Here is a 19,362-nt window from a genome sequence, read left to right as displayed (position 1 = left end):
CCCTCGATCAAGTGCGCTGTACTGGGCCAGGAAGGACTCGTACACCTCACGGCAGTCGGCAGAGCCATCTGTCGCTGCTCGGCTTCGGCAACTGGCTGGATCGTCGACCAGGAAGCCATCCTGGCCAGTACTCCAGCCGCGGACCGCGCTCTTGTGAATGCCTGGCCTGGCGCGAGGCGCCGTGGCGTCAACTGTTCTCGCAGGCCCTGGGTTTGAACTCCGCTATGGGGACGGTGGTTGCGGACTCGTCGCCGTTGTCCGCGACGTCGACGTAGCGCACCATTCCCGGGGTGAGCCGGTCCCGGTCGGTCAGGGTGAAGGAGACGCTGCTTGATGACCACGAGTTGTCCCTGGTCCAGCCGTAGAGGGCATAGGTGGTTTCAGCAGCGAGCGGAGTGAGAGATCTGGTTGCGGCCCAGCCGGCGGAAGGAGATTCGAGGGTCCACGTGGCGAGACCGGCTGTGAGGGGGCGGTCGGCGGTCCATGAACCGACCGTCACGGTACGGTTGACGTCGGTGCTGTCCACGTAGAGGGTCGCGCCGTCGATCTGGTGCCCGCAGACCATCATGACTCCGAGCAGATGGCCGTCGCCGGTCACGGAGATGCCGGCGACGGCATCGACGGACACCGTGCACCCTGAGGAAGCGGTCAGGGCCACGCCGGCCGCGACGGCGCCGGCGAAGCGCCGGAACGCCGGCCATGAAACGGTCGACTGCACGGACCCCCCTTGCCGGGGATGACTCCTTGTACCCCCTGTACGCCGGATGGTAGCGACGCCCCGCATCGCGCCGCAGCCCCGCCACCCACCCGTTGCGCCCTCGTTGTGGCCTTGTAGCCGCTTGGCTGCGTCAGTCCTGCGGCACGGATCGTGTCGGCCGCCGGGCCTTCAGTGAGTGGCCCCGGAGGGTGGTCCGGGGCCGGAGCGGGCTCAGAGGACGGGCTCAGGGAGTGGGTTCAGGGGACGGGCTCAGCGGACCGGCTCAGCGGACCGGCTCAGGGGGCGATTTCCTTCGACACCCGTTCGCCGGAGGCGATGGCGCCGTCGAGGAAACCGTAGTTCTCCATGGAGGTGTGCTCGCCGGCGAAGTGCACGTTGCCTTCGGGGGCGGGCTGGGCGCCCCAGAGGGTGGTGTGCTGGCCGACGCGGGGGCAGCTGTAGGCGCCCTTGGACCAGGGGTTGAGGAACCAGGCGTCGCGGTACGCCTTGCCGTTGTACGCGGCCGTGACACCGGGGAAGATCGGTTCCATCCGGGACAGGAAGGTGCTGACCTGCGCCGCCGGGGCGGTGTCGAAGGCTGCGCCAGTCCAGCCGCCGGTCACCATGGAGCCGGCGGGGAACTGGCACAGGACGCCCTGGGGCAGCGCCTGGCCGACGGTGTCGTCCCACACGGTCTGCACTGTGTCGGGGTTGGTGTACGCGACACCGCCATACTTCTGGGTGACCCACGGACGGGTGGCGAACTGCACATGGAGCTTGGCGTTGGCGCCCAGATCCAGTTGCTGGATCGCCTGCGTCTTCAGCGCCGAGAAGCCGGCGCGGGTGAGGTCGCAGTCGCGCAGTGTCGTGAAGGGCAGCGCGAGGACGACCTTGTCCGCGGTGACGTCGGTGGTGGCCGGGCCGTCGCTGAAGGTGCAGGTGACCGTCCCGTCGAGGTTGGACCTGAGCGCGGTGAGCTTCTTCCCGTACTGCACCGTGCCGGACGGCAGTTGGTTGATCATCCCGGTGACGATCTGGTCGTTGCCGCCGATCACCGAGTACTTCTCGTCGTCGCCCGCGAGCGGGGCGAGGGAGCCCGGGGAGTTCCAGCCCAGCAGGTAGATCAGGTTCAGCGCGGGCTGCTGGCCGGGGTCGAGGCCGTACTCGGAGAGCACATTGGACTGCATGAGCTTGGCGAACCGGCTGCCGAGGCCGCCGGGAACGTTGGCGGTCAGCCACTCGTCGACCGTCATCAGGTCCAACTGGCGGCCGCGCGCGGTGTAGTTGCCGTAGGTCTGCGGATAGGGCGCGGCGGCCAGCTCGGCGGCGAACTTCGGCTGCATCACCTTCCAGTCGGCGTTGGCGTCCTTCGTGGTGTACAGCGCTCCGTCGATCCAGTACTTGTCGCCGTACGGTGACTGGTTGCCTCCGCCGACGACCCGCAGCGGCAGACCGAGCGACGCGGCCAGGTTGCGGGTCGCCGTGTGGTCGGTGTTGATGAAGGCGCCGCCGTGCTCGACGACCTGGCCGGCATCGAAGAAGTTGCGCAGGCTCCAGCACCGGCCGCCGGCCCGGGTGTTGCCCTCGTAGACCGTGGCGGCGACGCCCTTCCGGCGGTAGAGGTCGTGTGCGGTCCGCAGGCCGGCCAGGCCGGCGCCGACGATGACGACCCTGGGTGCGGTGGCGGCGTTGGCCGCCGGGGCTTGGAGGAGCGAGTTGACGCCGAGTCCGCCGGCCGCGGCGACCACGAGGCCGCCCGCGGCGCCGCGCAGGAACTGCCGACGGCTCGCGCCCTCGGCGGCGGCTGCTGCCCGCCGGCCCTGGATCTCCTCCACCGGCACACCTGTGCGTGCCGCTTCTTCGTGTGCCGAGAACATGGCGCGCAGTTGGGTGCTGAGACGGGTACGGCCCTGGAATCCGGCCATGCCGAAGTCCTTCCTCTGAAAGGGAGTGGTGCCTGGGGAAAGGAGGTAGTGGTACCCGACCGGTGCGGTGCACGGGCCCGTCGGGGGTTTTCCTTGCCTGGGCCCGGGACGCCCGAAGTGCGGTACCCAGAGTGGGACGCCCGGAGTGGGAGGTGCCTCCGGGGCGGGGCGGAGGCGGCTTCAGGAGCGGGGACCTCCGTTGGTGAGGCTCCAGGGCGCGCCGGCCGCTTCCCCTGCCGACGCGTTCAGGCACCGGCCTGCTCAGACGCGGGGAGTTTCCGCCGCCTCGTCGTCGGCCGCGGACCCGTCGGCGGGTGCCGGAGCGTCGCGGTCCTGGACGCGGCGGCGGTACTCCCACAGCAGGACCGATGCGGCCATCACGCCGAGCGCGATGGCGAGTTCCTTGTATCCGCCGTAGCCGGTGATCGCGAAGCCGGTGGCGCCGACGACCAGGATGACGCCCAGCAGTGCCGTGAGGACCCAGGCCAGCGGCACGAAGAAGTTCGGGAGCCGGATCGGACGCGCCAGGTCGGGCCGGTCCCGGCGGAGCAGGGCGAAGCCGGAGATCGCCAGGATGTGGGTGAGGATGTAGCCCAGGTTGCCGGTGACGATGATCGCCAGCGGGGTCTTGAGGACCACCAGCACGACCACGTTGAGCAGCAGCGCGACGGTGAGCGCGCGGGCCGGTACGCCGCGCCGGTTGAGCACGCCGACCTGACGGACCGTGACGCCCTGCCGTCCCATGCTGTACAGCACCCGTGAGCCGTCGGCCAGCCCGGTGATCATGATGAGCAGCAGCGAGGCGATGAGGAAGACGACCATCAGGTCGGCTGCCCCGCCGACCAGGTTGTGGAAGGCCCCGACGTAGAACGCGGTCGGGTCGTCGCCGATCGTCTTCTCCCCGACGTAACCGGAGAGCGCCAGCGGCAGCAGGATGAAGATGCCGAGGCAGAACAGCACGCCCGCGCGCAGCGCCCGGGAGGTGTCCCGCACGGTCTCCTTGTACTCGGGGGCGAAGGTCGCGCACACCTCCACGCCGAACGAGGTCCAGGCCATGATGTACAGCCACACCAGGGCCTCGCGGAGTCCGCTCATGCCGTGCAGGTTCCAGTGCAGCCCGGCCGTGCTCCAGTCACCGGTGAGGAACGGTCCCACGATGAAGACGGCGAGCGGGATCAGCAGCACCCCGCCGGTCACGTAGACCACCCACATCGCCGCGTGCAGGCCGTACATCGCCGCCCCGTACAGCAGCGCCATGACGACCAGACCCACCACGATCGGCAGGCTCAGCTCCGCCACGCCCAGGTCGAGCGTCCAGTTCTGACCGGGGAACCACTGCGCCTGCACCAGGGAGCCGATGATGCCCGCGTACACCGACAGCGCGGTGGTCCAGGGAAGCCAGTAGCCAATGCCGGCCAGGGCGCCGACGGCAGGGATCCGGCTGCGCCAGCCCTCGGTGGCGTAGTGCGCGATACCGCCCGACGACTCGGGGAACATCGCGGCCATCTCGGTGTAGATCCAGTTGGTGGCGGTGGCCAGCACCATCGACACCGCCCACAGGGCGATCGCGCCCCATGCGCCGAGCCCTCCGATGGAGGCCCCCAGCGATGCGATCAGCGCCGCCGGCATGGTCAGCGACATCGCGAACCCGTCGTACCAGCGCATCTTCTTGGCAAGGGCAGGTTGCTCGGACATGGGTGTCCCCTTCAGTCGGTGAGCGGGGGCTTCAGGCGGAGAACGAGAGAGCTTCAGACAGCGCGCGAGGAGCTTCGGACAGAGAGCATCGGGCCGCAAGCAGAGGCAGAGCGCGTGGAGCTTCAGACGAAGAGCGACGGCCTATGAGCCACGCACCGTAGGGCTGACGATTTCGCCATGTCAATGGATTGAACCTGCTCATTCAGCAGTGAATCAGCCTTGAGATTGTTGATTCAGCCCCATTGACACCCTTCGATTGCCCAACCGATGGTGAGGTGCGTCACTCCCCTCGCGCCCTCCCGGCGCCAGACCAGAAGGGCACCCATGTCTGCCGTGCACCCGTTCTTCATCAACGGCGGCTACGCCGACGGCACCGGTACCGAGACCTACGACGTCATCAGCCCCGCCACCGGCGCGCACATCGGTACGATCCCGCTCCCCACCGCCACGGACCTCGACGCCGCCGTGAAGGCCGCCAACGAGGCGCAGGCGGCCTGGGCGAAGGTCAACGTCTGGAAGCGGGCGGAGATCTGTCACCGCGTCGGCGACGCGCTGTCCGCCCGGGTGGAGGAGCTGGCCCGCCTGCAGACGCTGGAGCAGGGCAAGCCGCTCGCCGAGTCGGTCGCCGACATCGAGGAGGCGGCGCAGCTGTTCCATCTGCACGCCGAGGACGCGGTGCGCCTGCACGGCGAGACGATGCCGTCCACCGACAACACCAAGCGGATGTGGACGTTCTACCGGCCCGTCGGCACCTGGGGCATCATCACGCCCTGGAACTTCCCGCTGCTGATGCTTGCCGAGTTCGTCGCCCCCGGTCTGGCCACCGGAAACGCGCACGTCGTCAAGCCGCCGTCGAACACGCCGCTGACCGTACTGAAGGCCATGGAGGCGATGGTCGAGGCGGGAGTTCCGGCGGGCCTGGTCAACGTCCTGCCCGGCGAGGGCACGGCCGGGGACATGCTGGTGCGCCATCCGGGCATCGACGCCATCGGCTTCATCGGCTCCTCGGCGACCGGCGCGAAGATCGCGGCCGCCGCCGGCCTCAAGCGCTCCATCATGGAGTGCTCGGGCAACGGCCCGCTGGTGGTACTCGCCGACGCCGACCTGGACGCGGCGGCCCGCGCCGCGGTGTACGGCGCGTACCTCTGTTCCGGACAGGTGTGCTGTGCCACGGAGCGGGTGGTCGTCCACGCCGACGCGCACGACGACTTCGTGGCGGCCGTACTCCGTGCCGCCGAGGACGTCGTGCTCGGTGACCCGTTCGACGCGGCGACGAACCTCGGCCCGCTCAACAACGAGGGTGTCGCGGCCAAGATGGACCGGCACATGGCGGACGCGCGGGAGCACGGCGCGCAGATCCTGCTCGGCGGGCAGCGCCGCGCCGGGCAGCCGACCGGCCTCTACTACGAGTTCACCGTGGTGGACGGCGTGCCCGAGGACAGCCTGCTCTCCCGCGAGGAGTCCTTCGGCCCGGTCGTCCCGATCATCACCGGCGGCTCCGACGACGAGCTGCTGCGGATCGCCAATGACGACAAGCTCGGCCTCCAGGGCGCGGTGTTCACCCGGAGCATGGGTGCCGCGTACCGGTTCGTCGAGGAGATGGCCGTCGGTCAGGTCGTGGTCAACGACAGCACGTGCTTCTGGGACATCAACATGCCGTTCGGCGGGGCGGGCAGCCGCGGCACCGGCTGGGGCCGCATCGGCGGCAAGCACACCCTGCTCGACATGTCCGACTTGCGTACGGGTGTCATGAGCGTCTGAACGGGCCTGTGACCGGCGCGCCCGCAGGGGCTCCGTACCCTGGACCGACCGGACCCGGTGGCCGCTCCTGGATCAAGGGCGCGGCCTCCGGTCCGGGTCAGTCCCCTGGACGCGACCTCCGGAGCAGCCGTATGCCCCCCGCGAGCCCGCTCGACGACATCGACCGGCGCATCATCGCCATCCTGCAGACCGACGGACGCCGCGCCTACAGTCTGATCGCCTCGGACGTGGGCATCCCGGCCTCCTCCGTCCGCTACCGGGTGCAGCGGCTGCAGGATGCGGGCATCCTGCAGATCGTCGGCATCGCCAACCCGCTGACCATCGGTTTCGACCGCATGGCGATGATCGGCATCCGGGTGCGGCCCGGCATGGCGCAGCTGGTCTGCCGGGCGCTGCGGGAGCTCCCCGAGACCGCGTACGTGATCATGACGGCGGGCCGGTTCGACGTCATGGCCGAGGTGATCTGCCGGGACACCGACCACTTCACCGACCTGATGACGCGGCGCCTCCACCTGATCGACGGGATCGTCGCCACGGACTCCTTCTTCGTGCTGGAGGTGCACAAACTGGCGTACGGGTGGGGCGTCGGCGAGGTGGAGACCTCCATCCTGGACGCCCCAGGACCCCCCGACGACGCGGGCATCGACCAACGGGCCGACCGCTGACCGCGGTTCCCCGGCGGACGACGGAACGAAAGTTCACGATCCGCGTTGACCTCAACCTGGGAAGGGGAAGCCAACAGTATGGCGAGGCGACAGCGGAACCCAGGTTTAGGCGGAAACCGCACCCATCTCCGTCGGCGGCGAACGCCACTGAGAGGCGCCGACGAGGTGGGTGGCCGTTGGGTAAGGAGGGCCACCGGTGTGTTCACCTTTGTCGCGCTCGTCGCCGGCGTGGTGGGGCAGTCCCTGGGGATCTGGAAAGATCTCCTGGAACAGTTCGGCGATTCGGATTCATCACAGCCGAGTGTTTCCGCCTCGCCGCGCAATATGCCGGGCCCGTCGGCTGGTTCCTCATCCGACTGCGGCAAGTCGAGCAAAGATGTCGTTCTCAAGCTGAACGGGAAGCCAAATCATTCGGTGGCGCATGTGGTCGCGACAGTGTCCTGCGACCTCGCACCCGGTGACCACCTTGCCTGGGTGGTGCGGAAAGTTTCCGGTACGGCCGCCGCCCCGCACGTGCACTACACGCTGCGGAACGACCTGAATCAGGGACCGGGCGATTACCCCTACGACGCGAATCTCAGCACGACGACACCAGGGTCCGAGCGCACTGTTTCCGTGCTGTTGATGAACAGCGATACGTACCAAACGGCGAAGAAGACAACAGACCCCGAAACGGGCTATGTTCAGTTGCCGTCGCCACCTCCCGTCGTGTCAAACTCTGTGTTGATCAAGACGCCGGAGTGAAGTCGATGGCAGCGCACGCCGGTATGGGAGCGGACAACAACAGCAACAGCACAGCCTCCGAGAGGTAGCGCGACCTTTTGGAATGGTCTCGCCCGTAGTCACGCGTCGTCAGCGGGTCCGGGCCGGTCCACGCCGGCACCGTCTTCACGAGGGCTCATACGGCTCGCGATCGAGCGGAAGCTCCTGAGGGATCGGTGTGGGTCCGGGTGCGGGCTGCGGCGGTGCGCCAGCAGCTGGCCGGCAATAATCAAGAAGAGACCAGCGAACAGGAAGGCGTTTCCGCCGAAGAACCGGATCTCCCAGGAGACGCTCGGCAGGATTCGGAAGTAGAAGAGGCCCTGAAAAACAAGGGACGTACCCGTCAGCAGGGTACCGAGGCCGTGGAGCTGAGGTCTGGTGACGTGGCGGCGCGCCGTGGGCAGGATCCACCCTGTTCGGAGCGTCACCAGCCCCAATGCGATCAACAGCAGACCCATGAGCACGTTCGCTCCGACCACCCATGCCATGAGGGGCGCTCCATTCTCTGATGAGGTGCGGTCCGGAACGCGGGTAACGCCCGCTCCGGAGATGCCCGCATGGTCGCCGGACCTGGCGGGGCCCGGCAATGCCGGACCCAGGCAATCTCAGGCGCGTTTCCACTGCCGCCGCGATCGCCTGATGCCGACGGGACACTCTCGCCCTCTCCGTTGGTTGTCTCAACACCTGCCTGTCCAGGGCGGACTTCACCGTCCTCTCGCCCAGGTTCAGCTGCAACCTGCCGCCCGAGTGACGGCACCGGTGAAGCCCTCGAACCGCTCCTTGTCGGGACGCAACGCTTCCGCCCCGGGCTCCTTCTCCGCTGTGTTGCCAGGCGTACCCATTTGCAGGAGGGTCGGTTTGCCTCCGCAAGTGACAAGCGCCTCGCCCGGGTGGCTCAGCGACTCGGACCGGACGCTGGAGAGGCCGATCAATCGGGGGTCCTGGGTGACGGTGAAATTCACGGTGCCGTGAGTATCGCCTTCGAGGCCGATCGAGCAGCTCCACAGGCGGAAGTCTCCCGGGGTCACGTATTCCTGGAAGGTGGTGCCGGTCGTCCTGAGAGGGGTGAACCCGGGAAGGCCGCACGCCTTGCCGGGGGTGAGCGCCCGTGGTTCGAGCAGCCGAGGAGCATCCTCCGGAGCGGCGAACGCGCGGTCAGAGCACCCCAGTTGCTTGGTCAGGGTTGCTCCGGCCTTCATGAGGACTTCGGTCATCCGCTTCTGGAGGGTGCCGTCCTGCCAACGCTCCTCCTGATCGTTCACCGCCTTGATCTGCAGATACGGTGCAGCACCCTTGCCCAGTGCCCCGGCACAGCCGGAGGGAAGCAGTACCCCGGCGTACCTCCTATTGACCCAGCCGGCCACCCCGGCGATCGGCGCGCGGAACAGGGACTCGGCGGCGACTTCGTCGGCCGTCCGCCATACGCTCGTTTCGGGGGGCATGTTGTTGATGTCGAGGGTGAACTCCTCGCGCATCGCGGCCGCGCTGCCCGAGCCGCCCCACACCTTGCAGTAGGACAGCCCGGCGTCGTTCAGGCGGCGTTCCTCCGAGGCGTACCGCTCCAGCGGCTGCACGCTGAGCGCGGACACATCGTGTCTTGAGAGAGTGCCCCAGCAGAAGCTCTGCTGCTCCGGCTCCTGTTCCTCTCCGCGCAGGAGGGCGAACACCACCGTCCCGGCCACCACGATCAGTCCGGCAACTCCCGCAGCAATGAACTTCGTCCGTCGTCGACTCATCAGCCCGTGACCTTCCCCGTGCGGCCCACGCCACTGGTGAGGCCGTCGTTGTACGAGCCCGTCGCACCCTTCTGCGGCACACTCCCGAACTGCCCGGTGTCCGTTTCCGTCAGGTACCACTGGCCCTTCGGGATCTTCTCCTTGACCGCTTGCACCAGCATCGAGTTGATCAAGTCGTGGTTGACGCCCCGGCCGGGCCCAGCGGAGCGCTGGGGGCGGTGACGGTGGCAGGGTTCGCGGACAGGGCGGACAGTGCGGACAGCAGACGCGTTTCGGTGCCGCTGACGTTGCCGTCAAGGACATCAGCCTTCGACTGTTGCCACTCGTCAGCGATCGACACGTGTCTCCCCCCATCAGACGACCTGATCGTTTCTCACTGCAAACTATCGAAGCATCACCCAGAACGACAAGGAATGATCAGTTGCTGCGGGATTCCAGGGGCACCGGCATGCGGCGCCCGCCCGTGAGGAAGAGGAGTTCCCCACCGATGACGAGCGAAGGCCACGGCGTTTCCGCCGCCCCGGACGGGCGGCCCTGGTTCATGCTCAATGAAGTCGTGGCGTTTCTCGTGGAGTTGGCGGCGCTGGGCGCGCTCGGCCGGTGGGGATTCGCCACCGGTGACGGCACGGTCGCCCGGCTGCTGCTCGGGATCGGGGCGCCGGCCGTGGCCGTCGTGCTCTGGGGGCTGTTCGCCGCCCCGCGCGCCCGTTTCCGGCCGCCTCTCGTGGTGGTTCTGCTGGTCAAGGCCGTGGTCCTCGGTGGTGGTGTGTACGCGGTCCACGCGGTGGGGCATCCGGTGACTGCGGTGGTCTTCGGGGGCGTGGTGGTCGTGAACACGGGCCTGGCGGAGACCTTTCGGCGCCGCGCGCCGCGCCCCGCAATGCCGGCTGCCTGACGTGAGTGCTGGGTTCCTGGCTGGTGCGGTGGCGTGATCGCGGACCGGTAGCGGTGGTGGCGCTTGCTCAGGAGTCCGTCGGACCGCACCGGCATCGGCAGACGGATGGACGGCTCGACCCGTCGCGGTGCGGTCACGCCGACGGGGCGGCCACTGAGTCGAACCGCCCGGGCGCGCGACCAGTCCGAGCCCTTGAAATGCAGGCCCGGCAGCCACCCGGCCGACGGGCAGGCGGGACCGGCCGGTGAGACCGGCGACGGCCTCGGCCCGGCCGCGGAGCGCGGCCGGGCCGAGGCCGTCACTGACACTGTCGGACGGGTCAGATGAGACCCTGCGCCAGCATCGCGTCCGCGACCAGTTCGAAGCCGGCGATGTTGGCGCCGACCACGTAGTTGCCGGGGCTGCCGTAGCGTTCCGCGGTGGTGTAGCAGGAGTCGTGGATGTGCCGCATGATCTCCGCGAGGCGCTCCTCGGTGTGGGCGAACGTCCAGGAGTCGCGGGAGGCGTTCTGCTGCATCTCCAGGGCGCTGGTGGCCACGCCGCCCGCGTTGGCCGCCTTGCCGGGGGCGAAAGCGACGCCCGCCTCCTGGAGGACGCGTACGGCCTCCGGAGTCGTGGGCATGTTGGCGCCCTCGGCGACCGCCTTCACGCCGTTGCGTACGAGGGCCAGGGCGTCGGCCTCGTGCAGTTCGTTCTGGGTGGCGCAGGGCAGGGCCACGTCGACGGGGACGTTCCAGACACCGGTGCCGGGGACGTACGTGGCGTGCTTGCCGCGGCGCTCCGCGTAGTCCGAGACCCGGCCGCGGCCGGCCTCCTTGATCTCCTTGAGGAGGGCGAGGTCGATGCCCTTCTCGTCGACGACGTAGCCGTTGGAGTCGGAGCAGGTCACCACGGTCGCGCCGAGCTGCTGGGCCTTCTCGATCGCGTAGATCGCGACATTGCCCGAGCCCGATACGGAGATGCGCTGCTCGTCGAGGGACTCGCCCCGGCTGCGGAGCATCTCGGCGGTGAAGAGCACACAGCCGTACCCGGTCGCCTCGGTGCGCACCAGGGCGCCGCCCCAGCCCAGGCCCTTTCCGGTGAGGACGCCGGACTCGTAACGGTTGGTGATCCGCTTGTACTGGCCGAACAGGTAGCCGATCTCGCGGCCGCCGACGCCGATGTCACCGGCGGGGACGTCGGTGTACTCGCCGAGGTGGCGGTGGAGTTCGGTCATGAACGACTGGCAGAACCGCATGATCTCGGCGTCGGAGCGGCCCTTCGGATCGAAGTCCGCGCCACCCTTGCCGCCACCGATGGGCATGCCGGTGAGGGCGTTCTTGAAGATCTGCTCGAAGCCGAGGAACTTCACGATGCCGAGGTTGACCGAGGGGTGGAAGCGCAGCCCGCCCTTGTACGGTCCGAGCGAGCTGTTGAACTCGACCCGGAAGCCGCGGTTCACGTGGATGTCGCCGGAGTCGTCCGACCACGGCACGCGGAAGATGAGCTGGCGCTCCGGCTCGCAGACCCGCTCGACGATCCGGGCGTCGACGAATTCAGGTCGCTGTTCGAGGACCGGGCCGAGGGTTTCCAGGACCTCCCGTACCGCCTGGTGGAATTCGTTCTCACCCTGGTTGCGGCGGAGAATCTCCGCGTACAGCGGCTCAATGACACGCATCTGATCAAGACCTTCCGTGAGTGCCCATCGCGCGCATAAGTGCCCTCGTCCCGGGGCACCAGCGGTCCCCCTCGCCATTGAGGGCGTCGCCCGGACTCGCGCGCGCTGCGGCTCACGAAAGCGACGTACCGAACCGGTGTGGCACTTCGATTGTCCCAGTGGCCCCGGAAGATCGTCGACGTGTCCGCAAAATGGACCAATTTATGGCTGCACGCCCGTACGGCGCAGCCTCCACAGCCCCACTCCGGACGCGAGGACGACCACTCCGGAGACGACACTCAGAGCGATGTTCAGGCCGTTGTCCTCCACGAGGAAGTTCAGGAAGACGTTCGCGGCGATCGCCGCGCACAGCACGATCCAGAGCAGGGCTTTCACGGAAACCTCCAGGGTCGGGGCGGTGTCTTGCGGTGTCTTGCGGCTTGTCTTGCGGTGTCTTGCGGTGTGTCTTGCGGTGTGTCCATCCTCAACGGCGGTATCCGCCGCCACGAGGGGCCGGGCCCCCGGATCCGTGGTGTAGCCGGCTCCACCCTCGTGCGGGTACGGACGGTCCCGTTAGGGTCTGCGGGATGGGGACCACCGAGAGAACGGCGGCGCGCGGGCGGACGGGCGAGCCGGGAAGCGAGCGGTCCGGCGCCGGTCCGCGCCCGGCGGCCACGGGTACGGGTACGGGTACGGCCACGGACGCGGCGCGGTGGCGGGTTCCGGGCGTCGCGGTGCTGGTCGTCGTGCCGTTGTACGTCCTGTGGGCGCTGGCGCTGGCCACCGGCGGCGGTGATCTTGCGGCGCAGTTCGCCTGGGCCGGGTTCGCGTCCCGGCATCCCGGGTCCGCGTACAACCTCTCCTGGTACGGCGGGATGCACACCGCCAACTACAGCCTGCTGGCGCCACCGCTCATGGCGGTGTTCGGAGTGCGGGCCGTCACCGTCGCCGCCGGGCTCGGCGCATCGTGGGCACTGGGTCGGCTCTGTGTGCGGGCCGGGGTGCGGTGGCCGGCCGCGGTGTCGGTGCTGGGGTCGTTGGTGCTCTGGTGCAATGTCGCGTCCGGGCGTACGACGTTCGCGCTGGGCGTGGCGATCGGGCTGGTCGCGCTGCTGTACGTACGGCACCGGCCGGGCGTCGCCGCGGGCTGTACGGCGCTGGCGACGGCGGCGAGTCCGGTGGCGGGGCTGTTCCTCGTGGTGGCGGGTGGGGCGTACGGGCTCGACCGGCAGTGGCGGCGGGCGGCGGTGCTCCTCGTGCCGCCGTTCGTGGTGGTCGCGGCGACGACGCTCCTGTTCCCCTTCACGGGCGAACAGCCGATGGCCATGGGGAGGTTGTGGATGCCGTTGGCCGCCTGCGCGGCCTTGTGGCTCGGGGCGCCGCGCGAGGGCGGCTGGCGGGTGGTCCGGTTCGCGAGCCTGGTGTACGGGGCCGGTGTCGTCCTGACCTTCCTGATCCCCTCGCCCATCGGGACGAACGTGGAGCGGCTGGTGGGGCTGGCCGGCCCGCCCGTGCTTCTCGCGGCGGCACTGGCCGTCCTGGCGGGGTGGGCGCGGGGCGGGTGGCTGCTGCGGGTGCGAGCCGTTCTGCTCGTCGGGATGCTCGCGTACAACACCGGCTGGCTGGTCGACAAGACCGATGACGATCTGCGGGTCTCCACCACCGTGCCCGCCTGGGCGGCCCACACCGACGGCGTGGTCGCCGAACTGCGCAGGCTCGGTGCCGAACGGACCCGGGTGGAGGTCGTACCGGCCCGCAATCACCGGGAGGCGGCCGTGCTCGCCCCGCACGTGAACATGGCGCGCGGCTGGAACCGTCAGCTCGACGTGGAGCGCGGGCGGCTGTTCTACGGGAGGACGACGCCGGCCCCGGCCGCATACCGCGCCTGGCTGGACCGGTGGGGTGTGGGCCTCGTGGTGCTGCACAACGGCAGGCCGGACGGGCCGGCCGAGGCGGAGGCGGACCTCGTCCGGCGCGGCACGGACTGGCTGGAGCCGGTGTGGCACGACGCGGACTGGCGGATCTACCGGGTGCAGGGCGCCGTCCCGCTGGTCTCCGCCCCCGGCGCCGTCGTACGCGGGGACGACGCCTCCGTGGTGGTACGGATGCCCGCCGCCGGGTCGGTGACGGTACGGATCGCCTACTCGCCGTGGCTGCGGGCCGACGGCGGCGGATGCGTACGGCAGGACGGCGAGTGGACGCGGCTCACGGTGCCGCGGGGCGGCGAGTACCGGCTGGATGCGCCCTACCGGTTGTGGCCGTTCGGATCGTGCTGACGCGTACGGCGTACGGGGCGGTACGGCGCACAGGGCAGTACGGCGTAGGGGCGGAGCCGGGTACGCGGGCCCGGCTGAATGATTCCGGGTGCGCGGACCTGACCACACCGTGACGGGTAATCAGACATGATGCCGTCATGACGACGTCGCGGGGCCACAGGCGTACCCGGAGCGGTTCCCGGCCGGCTTCACCGGGCGGGCCGCCGCCGTCGGGGTACGGGCGCCCCGGACCTGCGGGCCCGTACGCCCATCCCGCTCTCCCGCCCGTCCCCGGGCAGCGCGCCGCGCTCCGCGTCCCACCGCGTGCGGGCGACATGCGCCGCTATCTCGCCGTCGCGCTCGACTGCTACCTCTGCCTGGTCACCGCGGGGCTACTGGCCCGGCCATACGTGGACACGGCCACCGTTCCCGAGGCCGCCGGTCTGCTGATCGGCCCGGCGCTCGCGTTCTCGTTCCTCAATCAGGTGGTCCTGACGGCCGTCGTCGGGGGCGGCGCGGGCAAGCTGATCATGGGGATTCGGGTGATCGGGCTGCCCGACGCCGGGCGCCCGGGACCCCGCCAACTGGTGCGGCGCTGGCTGTACGGGCTGTGCCGGGTGCCGTTGCAGCCCTGGTACGTACTGCGCTCGTACCTCGCCGGACCCGGCGCCCTCCCCCTCAGCACCTTCTGGACCAGCGGGCGCACCGATCCGGTGGGCCTGCGCCAGGTCCGCCACAGCGACCTCGCGGCCCACCGGAAAGCCGCCGCCGGCCACCTCTGAGCCGGCCACCTCTGAGCCGGCCGCCTCCGAGCCGGTCACCGGCGGCCGGACGCCCGCCACACCGCCCGGCCTCCGGCAACGACCTCACCCGCGATAGAAAGCGGGTGAGGTCGTAAGCCCTCGGCTCCCCGGCCCCCTCGGCCGCTCTCAGGCCGCCGCGTTCTCCGTGATCGTGACCCTGCCCCTGCGGATGGTCGCCAGCCGGGGCGCCCGTCGGGCGATGGCGCTGTCGTGCGTGACCATGATGAACGTCAGGCCGTGCTCCTTCCACATGGTCTCCAGCACCTCCATGACCTCGTCGCGCATCGACTCGTCGAGGTTGCCGGTGGGTTCGTCGGCGAGGAGCACCTTCGGCTGCTTGACCAGGGCGCGCGCGATCGCCACCCGCTGCTGCTGGCCCCCTGACATCTCGCCGGGCAGATGCCCGAGCCGTTCGCCGAGTCCGACGGAGTCCAGTGCCTCGGCGGCCCGCCTGCGCCGCTCGGACGCCTTGCCGCCGAGCGGTACGAGCGCCGTCTCGACGTTCTCCTGGGCGGTCAGCGTCGGGATGAGGTTGAAGCTCTGGAAGACGAAGCCGATGTTCTGCGCGCGCACCTTGGTGAGTTTGGCCTCGCTGAGCTTCGCGAGGTCCACGCCGTCGAGTTCGATGCTGCCGCTGGTGGGGCGGTCCAGGCCGCCGAGCATCTGCAGCAGCGTGGACTTGCCGCCGCCGGTGGGGCCCTGGATGACCAGTCGGCCGCCGTCCTCGATGGTCAGGTCGACACCGGCGAGCGCGTCGATCGTGGCCTTGCCGCGCGTATAGCGCTTGGTGACGTCTCTGAGTGTGTACATGGGTCAACTCCTGCTGGAACGTGGTGAGGTGGGACGCCGGGCGGGCTATTCGACGCGGCGCAGAGCGTCCGCGGGGCGCAGCCGGGAGGCCCGCCAGCCGCCGAACGCTCCGGCGATCAGCCCGCCCGCCACGGCCAGCGCGACGGCGATCAGGATGATGGAGAGCGAGACGGGCGCAGTCAGCGCGATGTCGAGCGTCTTGGACGCTCCCGGTCCGCCCGGTCCGCCCAGGAACCGGCCGCCGCCCATGCCACCGCCCGAGGAGCCGAGTTCGGCGGTGAGGGTGGGGCTGATGGCGGTCACGATGTACGCGCCGGCGAGACCGACGGCGATGCCGAGCACCCCGCCCAGCAGTCCGTTGACGAGGGCTTCCCCGACGACCTGGCGGGTGACCCGGCCGCTCTTCCAGCCGAGCGCCTTGAGGGTGCCGAACTCCCGTACGCGGCGGCTGACCGCAGAGGAGGTGAGCAGGCCGGCCACCAGGAAGGCGGCGGCCAGCACCGCGATGGACAGCCACTTGCCGACGCTGGAGGCGAGGTCGGAGGCGGTGGAGAGAGAACCGGAGACGGTGTCGGCGAGATCGGCGGAAGTGGTGACGGTCGTACCGGAGACGTTCTTCTGGATGGTGGACTTGACCTGGTCGATCTGCTTCGAGTCCGCGGCCTGCACATAGACCGTGGTGACCTTGTTCTTCGAGTCGGCGAGGGTCTGCGCCTGCTGCAGCGGTATGTAGAGATTGGCGGCCGCGTCGCCGCTGTCGGCGGTCGAGACCCCGACGATCGTGAACTTCGTCCCGTGGATGGTCACGGTCTTGCCGACGTCGAGCTTCTTCTCCTTGGCGTACGCGGCGTCGACGACGGCGACCTTCGCGTCGGTCTCGGACGCCTTGAACGTACGGCCCTTGGTGATCTTCGACGAGGTGAGCGGGCCCAGGGCCTGCTTGGTGACGTCGGTGCCGTACACGGAGTAGGAGTTGACGTCGAACGAGGCGCCGCCGCCCCTGACTTCGCCCTGCGGCTGATTGCTGCCGCCCGGTCCGCCGGGGCCGCTCCGGCCGCTCTCGCCCGTGCCGCCCTGCTGCTTGAACTCGCCGCGCTTGAACTGGCCGTCGACCTTCATGACGTTCAGGCTGAGTCCGCCGACGGCGTCCGCGACCCCGTTCTGCTTGCCGATCGTGTCGACGGTGGAGGAAGCCAGCGTCTGGAAGCCCTGGACCATGACGCGGTCGCTGCTCTGCGTCGCGTCGTCGTTGCCCTTGGCGTCGAACTCGAACTTCGGGCGCCCGTTGCCGGAACCGGGGGCGGCGGCGGCCTTGGTGACGGTCATGTCCGTACCGAGGCCGTACAGCGATTCCAGGACCTTGTCCTGGGCCTTGCTCATGCCGGAGGAGACCGAGCTGACGATGATGACCAGCGCGATCCCGAGGGCGAGCCCCGAGGCGACGACCAGCGCCGCCTTTCTGCGGCGGCGCAGCTCGCGCCGGAGGTAGGTGAAGAACATGGCGCGAGGCTATGGACGGGTCGTGATGGTGGGTTGAGGCCACGATGAGAGCTGGATGAGAACTCCCGCGTACGCCGAAGGCGGCGCCACCGCGGATCCGTGGGGATCCGGGTGCCGCCGCCTTCGAACGGGATTCGGGCTGCGCCGGGGTGGACGCGTGGGGTCGGGTCAGGCCTGGGAGCCCGCCTTCCAGTCGGCCCAGCTCATGTTCCAGCCGTTGAGGCCGTTGTCGGGGGTGATGGTCCGGTCCGGGGAGTTCTTGACGATGACCACGTCGCCGACGAGGGAGTTGTTGTAGAACCAGGCGGCGGGCTGGTTGGCGTCGCCCGCGCCCTTCACGTCGGGGAGGCCGACACAGCCGTGGCTGGTGTTGGCGCTGCCGAAGATCGACCGCGCGCCCCAGTAGTTGCCGTGGATGAAGGTGCCCGAGGTGGACAGCCGCATGGCGTGCGGCACGTCCTTGATGTCGTACTCGCCCTTGCCGTCGCCGTCGGTGAAGCCGACCGTCGCGCCGTTCATCCGGGTCTCCTTGAACTTCTCGGAGATCACCATCTGCCCGTTGTACGTGGGGTTGGCGGAGGAACCGGAAGAGATCGGGATGGTCTTGATCGTCTTGCCGTTCTGGGTGACGGTCATCGTCTTCGTGTTCGCGTCGACCGTCGAGACCTGGTTGCGGCCGACCTTGAAGGTGACCGTCTTCTGCTGCACACCGAAGACACCGTTCGCGCCCTCGACGCCGTCCAGCGCCAGCTTCAGCGTGACGGTGGAACCGCCCTGCCAGTAGCTCTCGGGGCGCAGGTCGAGGCGCTGCGGGTTGAACCAGTGGCCGACGACCTCCTGGCCGCTGCTGGACGTCACGGTGATGCCGTCCTGGACGGCCTTCTTGTCCGTGATCGGCTTGTTGAAGTTGATCGAGACCGGCATGCCGACGCCGACGGTGGAGCCGTCCTCGGGCGTGAAGTTGCCGATGAAGCTGTTGGCGGGCGACACCGTGGTGAAGGAGCCGTTCTCGTGCGCCTCGCGGCCCTTGGAGTCCTTGGCCGTCGCGCTGATCTTGTACGTGGTCGAGCGCTCCAGCTGGACGTCGGGCTGCCAGCTCGTGCCGTCGGCGGCGAGCGAGCCCTTGACGGGCGCTCCGGCCGATGTGGTCATGGTGACCTCGGACAGCGTTCCCTTGGCCACGGTGACCTTGGCGTCATTGTTGATGCTCGCGTTGGTCGCACCGTTCTTCGGCGCGATGGATATCTGCGCGTCCGACGCGTCCTGGGCGGCGGCCTTGTCGACCTCGGCCGCCTGCGACTTCTTCGAGCTGTCGGCGCTGCTGCCGCTCGCGTCGCCGTCGTTGCAGGCGGTGAGCACCAGCACTCCGCCGAGCAGTGCGGACGCGGCCATCAGACCTTTGCGCCGCTTGCTTCCCGTCATCACACGCTTCTCCATACGTTGCCGAATCCCCAAAATCCCCGAGCGGAACCGCCGTCGATCGGCGAACCCGTCAATGTTCCTAGAACCCATGAAAAGGGTCCTCCGTTCCACATCCAAGAGAGATGTGGGGAACACCACTCATCGACGCTTGCCCGGCAGTGGTGGTTCCCGACGTCGGTCACGTATATGCGACCGGTACGTGCCACGGCCCCGGCCCGCGGAAGGAAGCGGGTCGGGGCCGTGGCACGTACTGCCTGCTAGACCCGCCGCTCCGCACCGCCGCTCACGCCGCTGTGCTCGCCGTCGTCCACCCCATTGTGCGGGATGCCGTCGGCGGCCCCCGCTTCGTGATCTTCGTACGCGGCGCCCTCTTCGTCCGCTTCGTCGTCCGTTTCGTCCTCCTCGTCGAGGTCCCAGGCGTCCGGATCGGCCGGGTCGTAATCGACGCTCTCGCTGCTCCAGGACGCGTGGGTGAGTTCGACCCCCGGCACCTCGCTGACCAGGTCGAACGGGTCGATGAGGGAGGCAAGGGCCTCGGCGCCGTCCTCCCGTACGGCGGCCTCGGCCAGCATGCGCTCCTCGGCGGCCTCACCGCCGGGCTCGCCGAACTCGGCGGCGATGGGCTCCAGCGCGGTACCGCTCAGGGCGGCGGGGTCCGTGATCTCCAACACCATTTCGACCTGAAGCCGAACAAACCGTGATGACTCAGAAGTGTTCATGATCCGGAGCGTAAACGCCTCGCACCTGCGACTTTCCTGCGACCCGCTGCTGTCACTAGCATCTGCGTACAGGCCTGACTC

At 69.2% G+C, this 19,362-nt stretch carries 19 protein-coding genes; 6 read left to right on the top strand and 13 right to left on the bottom strand.

Features of this window, described 5'->3' with window-relative positions; all coding sequences use genetic code 11:
* Positions 1–187: 187 nt before the first annotated feature.
* The 3 genes from OG306_RS24225 to OG306_RS24215 all read right to left on the bottom strand — a co-directional run bounded on the left by OG306_RS24225 (position 188) and on the right by OG306_RS24215 (position 4,317).
* The gene (locus OG306_RS24225; RefSeq protein WP_371665607.1) at positions 188–718 is read right to left on the bottom strand and encodes a hypothetical protein; all 531 of its coding nucleotides are present in this window, start codon (positions 716–718) and stop codon (positions 188–190) included.
* Positions 719–993: 275 nt separating this feature from the next.
* Positions 994–2,622, bottom strand: a complete 1,629-nt coding sequence (locus OG306_RS24220) for a flavin monoamine oxidase family protein (protein ID WP_266748169.1) — start codon at positions 2,620–2,622, stop codon at positions 994–996.
* A gap of 261 nt (positions 2,623–2,883) precedes the next feature.
* On the bottom strand, positions 2,884–4,317 hold the full coding sequence (locus tag OG306_RS24215) for an APC family permease (RefSeq protein WP_266905626.1): 1,434 nt from the start codon (positions 4,315–4,317) through the stop codon (positions 2,884–2,886).
* Positions 4,318–4,641: 324 nt separating this feature from the next.
* On the opposite strand from OG306_RS24215, the gene OG306_RS24210 reads away from it, so the two are divergent.
* The 3 genes from OG306_RS24210 to OG306_RS24200 all read left to right on the top strand — a co-directional run bounded on the left by OG306_RS24210 (position 4,642) and on the right by OG306_RS24200 (position 7,487).
* Positions 4,642–6,078 carry an aldehyde dehydrogenase family protein gene (locus OG306_RS24210; RefSeq protein ID WP_266748167.1) on the top strand — a complete coding sequence of 479 codons (1,437 nt, stop codon included), beginning with the start codon at positions 4,642–4,644 and terminating at the stop codon, positions 6,076–6,078.
* 131 nt (positions 6,079–6,209) lie between these two features.
* Entirely contained in the window at positions 6,210–6,743 is a 534-nt protein-coding gene (locus tag OG306_RS24205) for an Lrp/AsnC family transcriptional regulator (protein ID WP_266748166.1), read from the top strand.
* A 198-nt stretch (positions 6,744–6,941) separates the two neighbouring features.
* On the top strand, positions 6,942–7,487 hold the full coding sequence (locus OG306_RS24200) for a hypothetical protein (protein ID WP_266748165.1): 546 nt from the start codon (positions 6,942–6,944) through the stop codon (positions 7,485–7,487).
* Positions 7,488–7,585: 98 nt separating this feature from the next.
* Here OG306_RS24200 and OG306_RS24195 read toward each other — a convergent pair whose 3' ends face one another.
* The 4 genes from OG306_RS24195 to OG306_RS24180 form a co-directional block, all read right to left on the bottom strand.
* Positions 7,586–7,993: a hypothetical protein gene (locus OG306_RS24195; RefSeq protein ID WP_266748164.1), complete on the bottom strand. Its 408-nt coding sequence runs from the start codon at positions 7,991–7,993 to the stop codon at positions 7,586–7,588.
* Between the two features lie 237 nt (positions 7,994–8,230).
* Entirely contained in the window at positions 8,231–9,241 is a 1,011-nt protein-coding gene (locus tag OG306_RS24190; protein WP_266748163.1) for a hypothetical protein, read from the bottom strand.
* Complete coding sequence (locus OG306_RS24185) at positions 9,241–9,402, bottom strand: hypothetical protein (RefSeq protein ID WP_266748162.1); 162 nt, start codon at positions 9,400–9,402, stop codon at positions 9,241–9,243. The genes OG306_RS24190 and OG306_RS24185 overlap by 1 nt, the downstream gene beginning before the upstream one ends.
* An 8-nt stretch (positions 9,403–9,410) precedes the next feature.
* The gene (locus OG306_RS24180) at positions 9,411–9,581 is read right to left on the bottom strand and encodes a hypothetical protein (protein ID WP_266748161.1); all 171 of its coding nucleotides are present in this window, start codon (positions 9,579–9,581) and stop codon (positions 9,411–9,413) included.
* 147 nt (positions 9,582–9,728) lie between these two features.
* Here OG306_RS24180 and OG306_RS24175 point away from each other — a divergent pair, with 147 nt between their 5' ends.
* Positions 9,729–10,136: a YrdB family protein gene (locus OG306_RS24175; protein ID WP_266748160.1), complete on the top strand. Its 408-nt coding sequence runs from the start codon at positions 9,729–9,731 to the stop codon at positions 10,134–10,136.
* 319 nt (positions 10,137–10,455) lie between these two features.
* Here OG306_RS24175 and gdhA read toward each other — a convergent pair whose 3' ends face one another.
* Positions 10,456–11,793: an NADP-specific glutamate dehydrogenase gene (gene gdhA / locus OG306_RS24170; RefSeq protein WP_266748159.1), complete on the bottom strand. Its 1,338-nt coding sequence runs from the start codon at positions 11,791–11,793 to the stop codon at positions 10,456–10,458.
* A 201-nt stretch (positions 11,794–11,994) separates the two neighbouring features.
* A complete protein-coding gene (locus OG306_RS24165) occupies positions 11,995–12,168 on the bottom strand; it encodes a hypothetical protein (RefSeq protein ID WP_266748158.1) in 174 nt (57 codons plus the stop codon).
* A 191-nt stretch (positions 12,169–12,359) separates the two neighbouring features.
* Here OG306_RS24165 and OG306_RS24160 point away from each other — a divergent pair, with 191 nt between their 5' ends.
* Both OG306_RS24160 and OG306_RS24155 read left to right on the top strand, forming a co-directional pair.
* Complete coding sequence (locus OG306_RS24160; protein WP_266748157.1) at positions 12,360–14,048, top strand: glycosyltransferase family 87 protein; 1,689 nt, start codon at positions 12,360–12,362, stop codon at positions 14,046–14,048.
* Between the two features lie 137 nt (positions 14,049–14,185).
* Positions 14,186–14,809 (top strand): RDD family protein, encoded by a 624-nt coding sequence (locus OG306_RS24155; protein WP_323183922.1) that lies wholly within the window; start codon positions 14,186–14,188, stop codon positions 14,807–14,809.
* 147 nt (positions 14,810–14,956) lie between these two features.
* Here the strand turns inward: OG306_RS24155 and OG306_RS24150 are convergent, their stop codons facing one another.
* From OG306_RS24150 to OG306_RS24135, 4 genes are all read right to left on the bottom strand, one after another.
* On the bottom strand, positions 14,957–15,640 hold the full coding sequence (locus tag OG306_RS24150; protein ID WP_266748156.1) for an ABC transporter ATP-binding protein: 684 nt from the start codon (positions 15,638–15,640) through the stop codon (positions 14,957–14,959).
* 45 nt (positions 15,641–15,685) lie between these two features.
* Positions 15,686–17,140 (bottom strand): ABC transporter permease, encoded by a 1,455-nt coding sequence (locus OG306_RS24145; RefSeq protein ID WP_266748155.1) that lies wholly within the window; start codon positions 17,138–17,140, stop codon positions 15,686–15,688.
* Between the two features lie 168 nt (positions 17,141–17,308).
* Complete coding sequence (locus tag OG306_RS24140; RefSeq protein ID WP_266748154.1) at positions 17,309–18,577, bottom strand: L,D-transpeptidase; 1,269 nt, start codon at positions 18,575–18,577, stop codon at positions 17,309–17,311.
* Between the two features lie 242 nt (positions 18,578–18,819).
* On the bottom strand, positions 18,820–19,281 hold the full coding sequence (locus OG306_RS24135; RefSeq protein ID WP_371665606.1) for a hypothetical protein: 462 nt from the start codon (positions 19,279–19,281) through the stop codon (positions 18,820–18,822).
* Positions 19,282–19,362: the final 81 nt, after the last annotated feature.

The organism is Streptomyces sp. NBC_01241, assembly GCF_041435435.1.
In the GTDB taxonomy this organism is placed as follows: Bacteria; Actinomycetota; Actinomycetes; order Streptomycetales; family Streptomycetaceae; genus Streptomyces.
The sequence above is the reverse complement of the archived record's forward strand: the minus strand, read 5'-3'. Positions and strand labels throughout refer to the sequence as shown.

Coding starts and splice junctions, on each gene's coding strand:
- OG306_RS24185 (WP_266748162.1), bottom strand. CDS start 9,402: ATGCTGGTGCAAGCGGTCAAGGAGAAGATCCCGAAGGGCCAGTGGTAC.
- OG306_RS24145 (WP_266748155.1), bottom strand. CDS start 17,140: ATGTTCTTCACCTACCTCCGGCGCGAGCTGCGCCGCCGCAGAAAGGCG.
- OG306_RS24155 (WP_323183922.1), top strand. CDS start 14,186: ATGACGACGTCGCGGGGCCACAGGCGTACCCGGAGCGGTTCCCGGCCG.
- OG306_RS24160 (WP_266748157.1), top strand. CDS start 12,360: ATGGGGACCACCGAGAGAACGGCGGCGCGCGGGCGGACGGGCGAGCCG.
- OG306_RS24195 (WP_266748164.1), bottom strand. CDS start 7,993: ATGGCATGGGTGGTCGGAGCGAACGTGCTCATGGGTCTGCTGTTGATC.
- OG306_RS24210 (WP_266748167.1), top strand. CDS start 4,642: ATGTCTGCCGTGCACCCGTTCTTCATCAACGGCGGCTACGCCGACGGC.
- OG306_RS24190 (WP_266748163.1), bottom strand. CDS start 9,241: ATGAGTCGACGACGGACGAAGTTCATTGCTGCGGGAGTTGCCGGACTG.
- gdhA (WP_266748159.1), bottom strand. CDS start 11,793: ATGCGTGTCATTGAGCCGCTGTACGCGGAGATTCTCCGCCGCAACCAG.
- OG306_RS24175 (WP_266748160.1), top strand. CDS start 9,729: ATGACGAGCGAAGGCCACGGCGTTTCCGCCGCCCCGGACGGGCGGCCC.
- OG306_RS24140 (WP_266748154.1), bottom strand. CDS start 18,577: ATGGAGAAGCGTGTGATGACGGGAAGCAAGCGGCGCAAAGGTCTGATG.
- OG306_RS24205 (WP_266748166.1), top strand. CDS start 6,210: ATGCCCCCCGCGAGCCCGCTCGACGACATCGACCGGCGCATCATCGCC.
- OG306_RS24215 (WP_266905626.1), bottom strand. CDS start 4,317: ATGTCCGAGCAACCTGCCCTTGCCAAGAAGATGCGCTGGTACGACGGG.
- OG306_RS24220 (WP_266748169.1), bottom strand. CDS start 2,622: ATGGCCGGATTCCAGGGCCGTACCCGTCTCAGCACCCAACTGCGCGCC.
- OG306_RS24135 (WP_371665606.1), bottom strand. CDS start 19,281: ATGAACACTTCTGAGTCATCACGGTTTGTTCGGCTTCAGGTCGAAATG.
- OG306_RS24150 (WP_266748156.1), bottom strand. CDS start 15,640: ATGTACACACTCAGAGACGTCACCAAGCGCTATACGCGCGGCAAGGCC.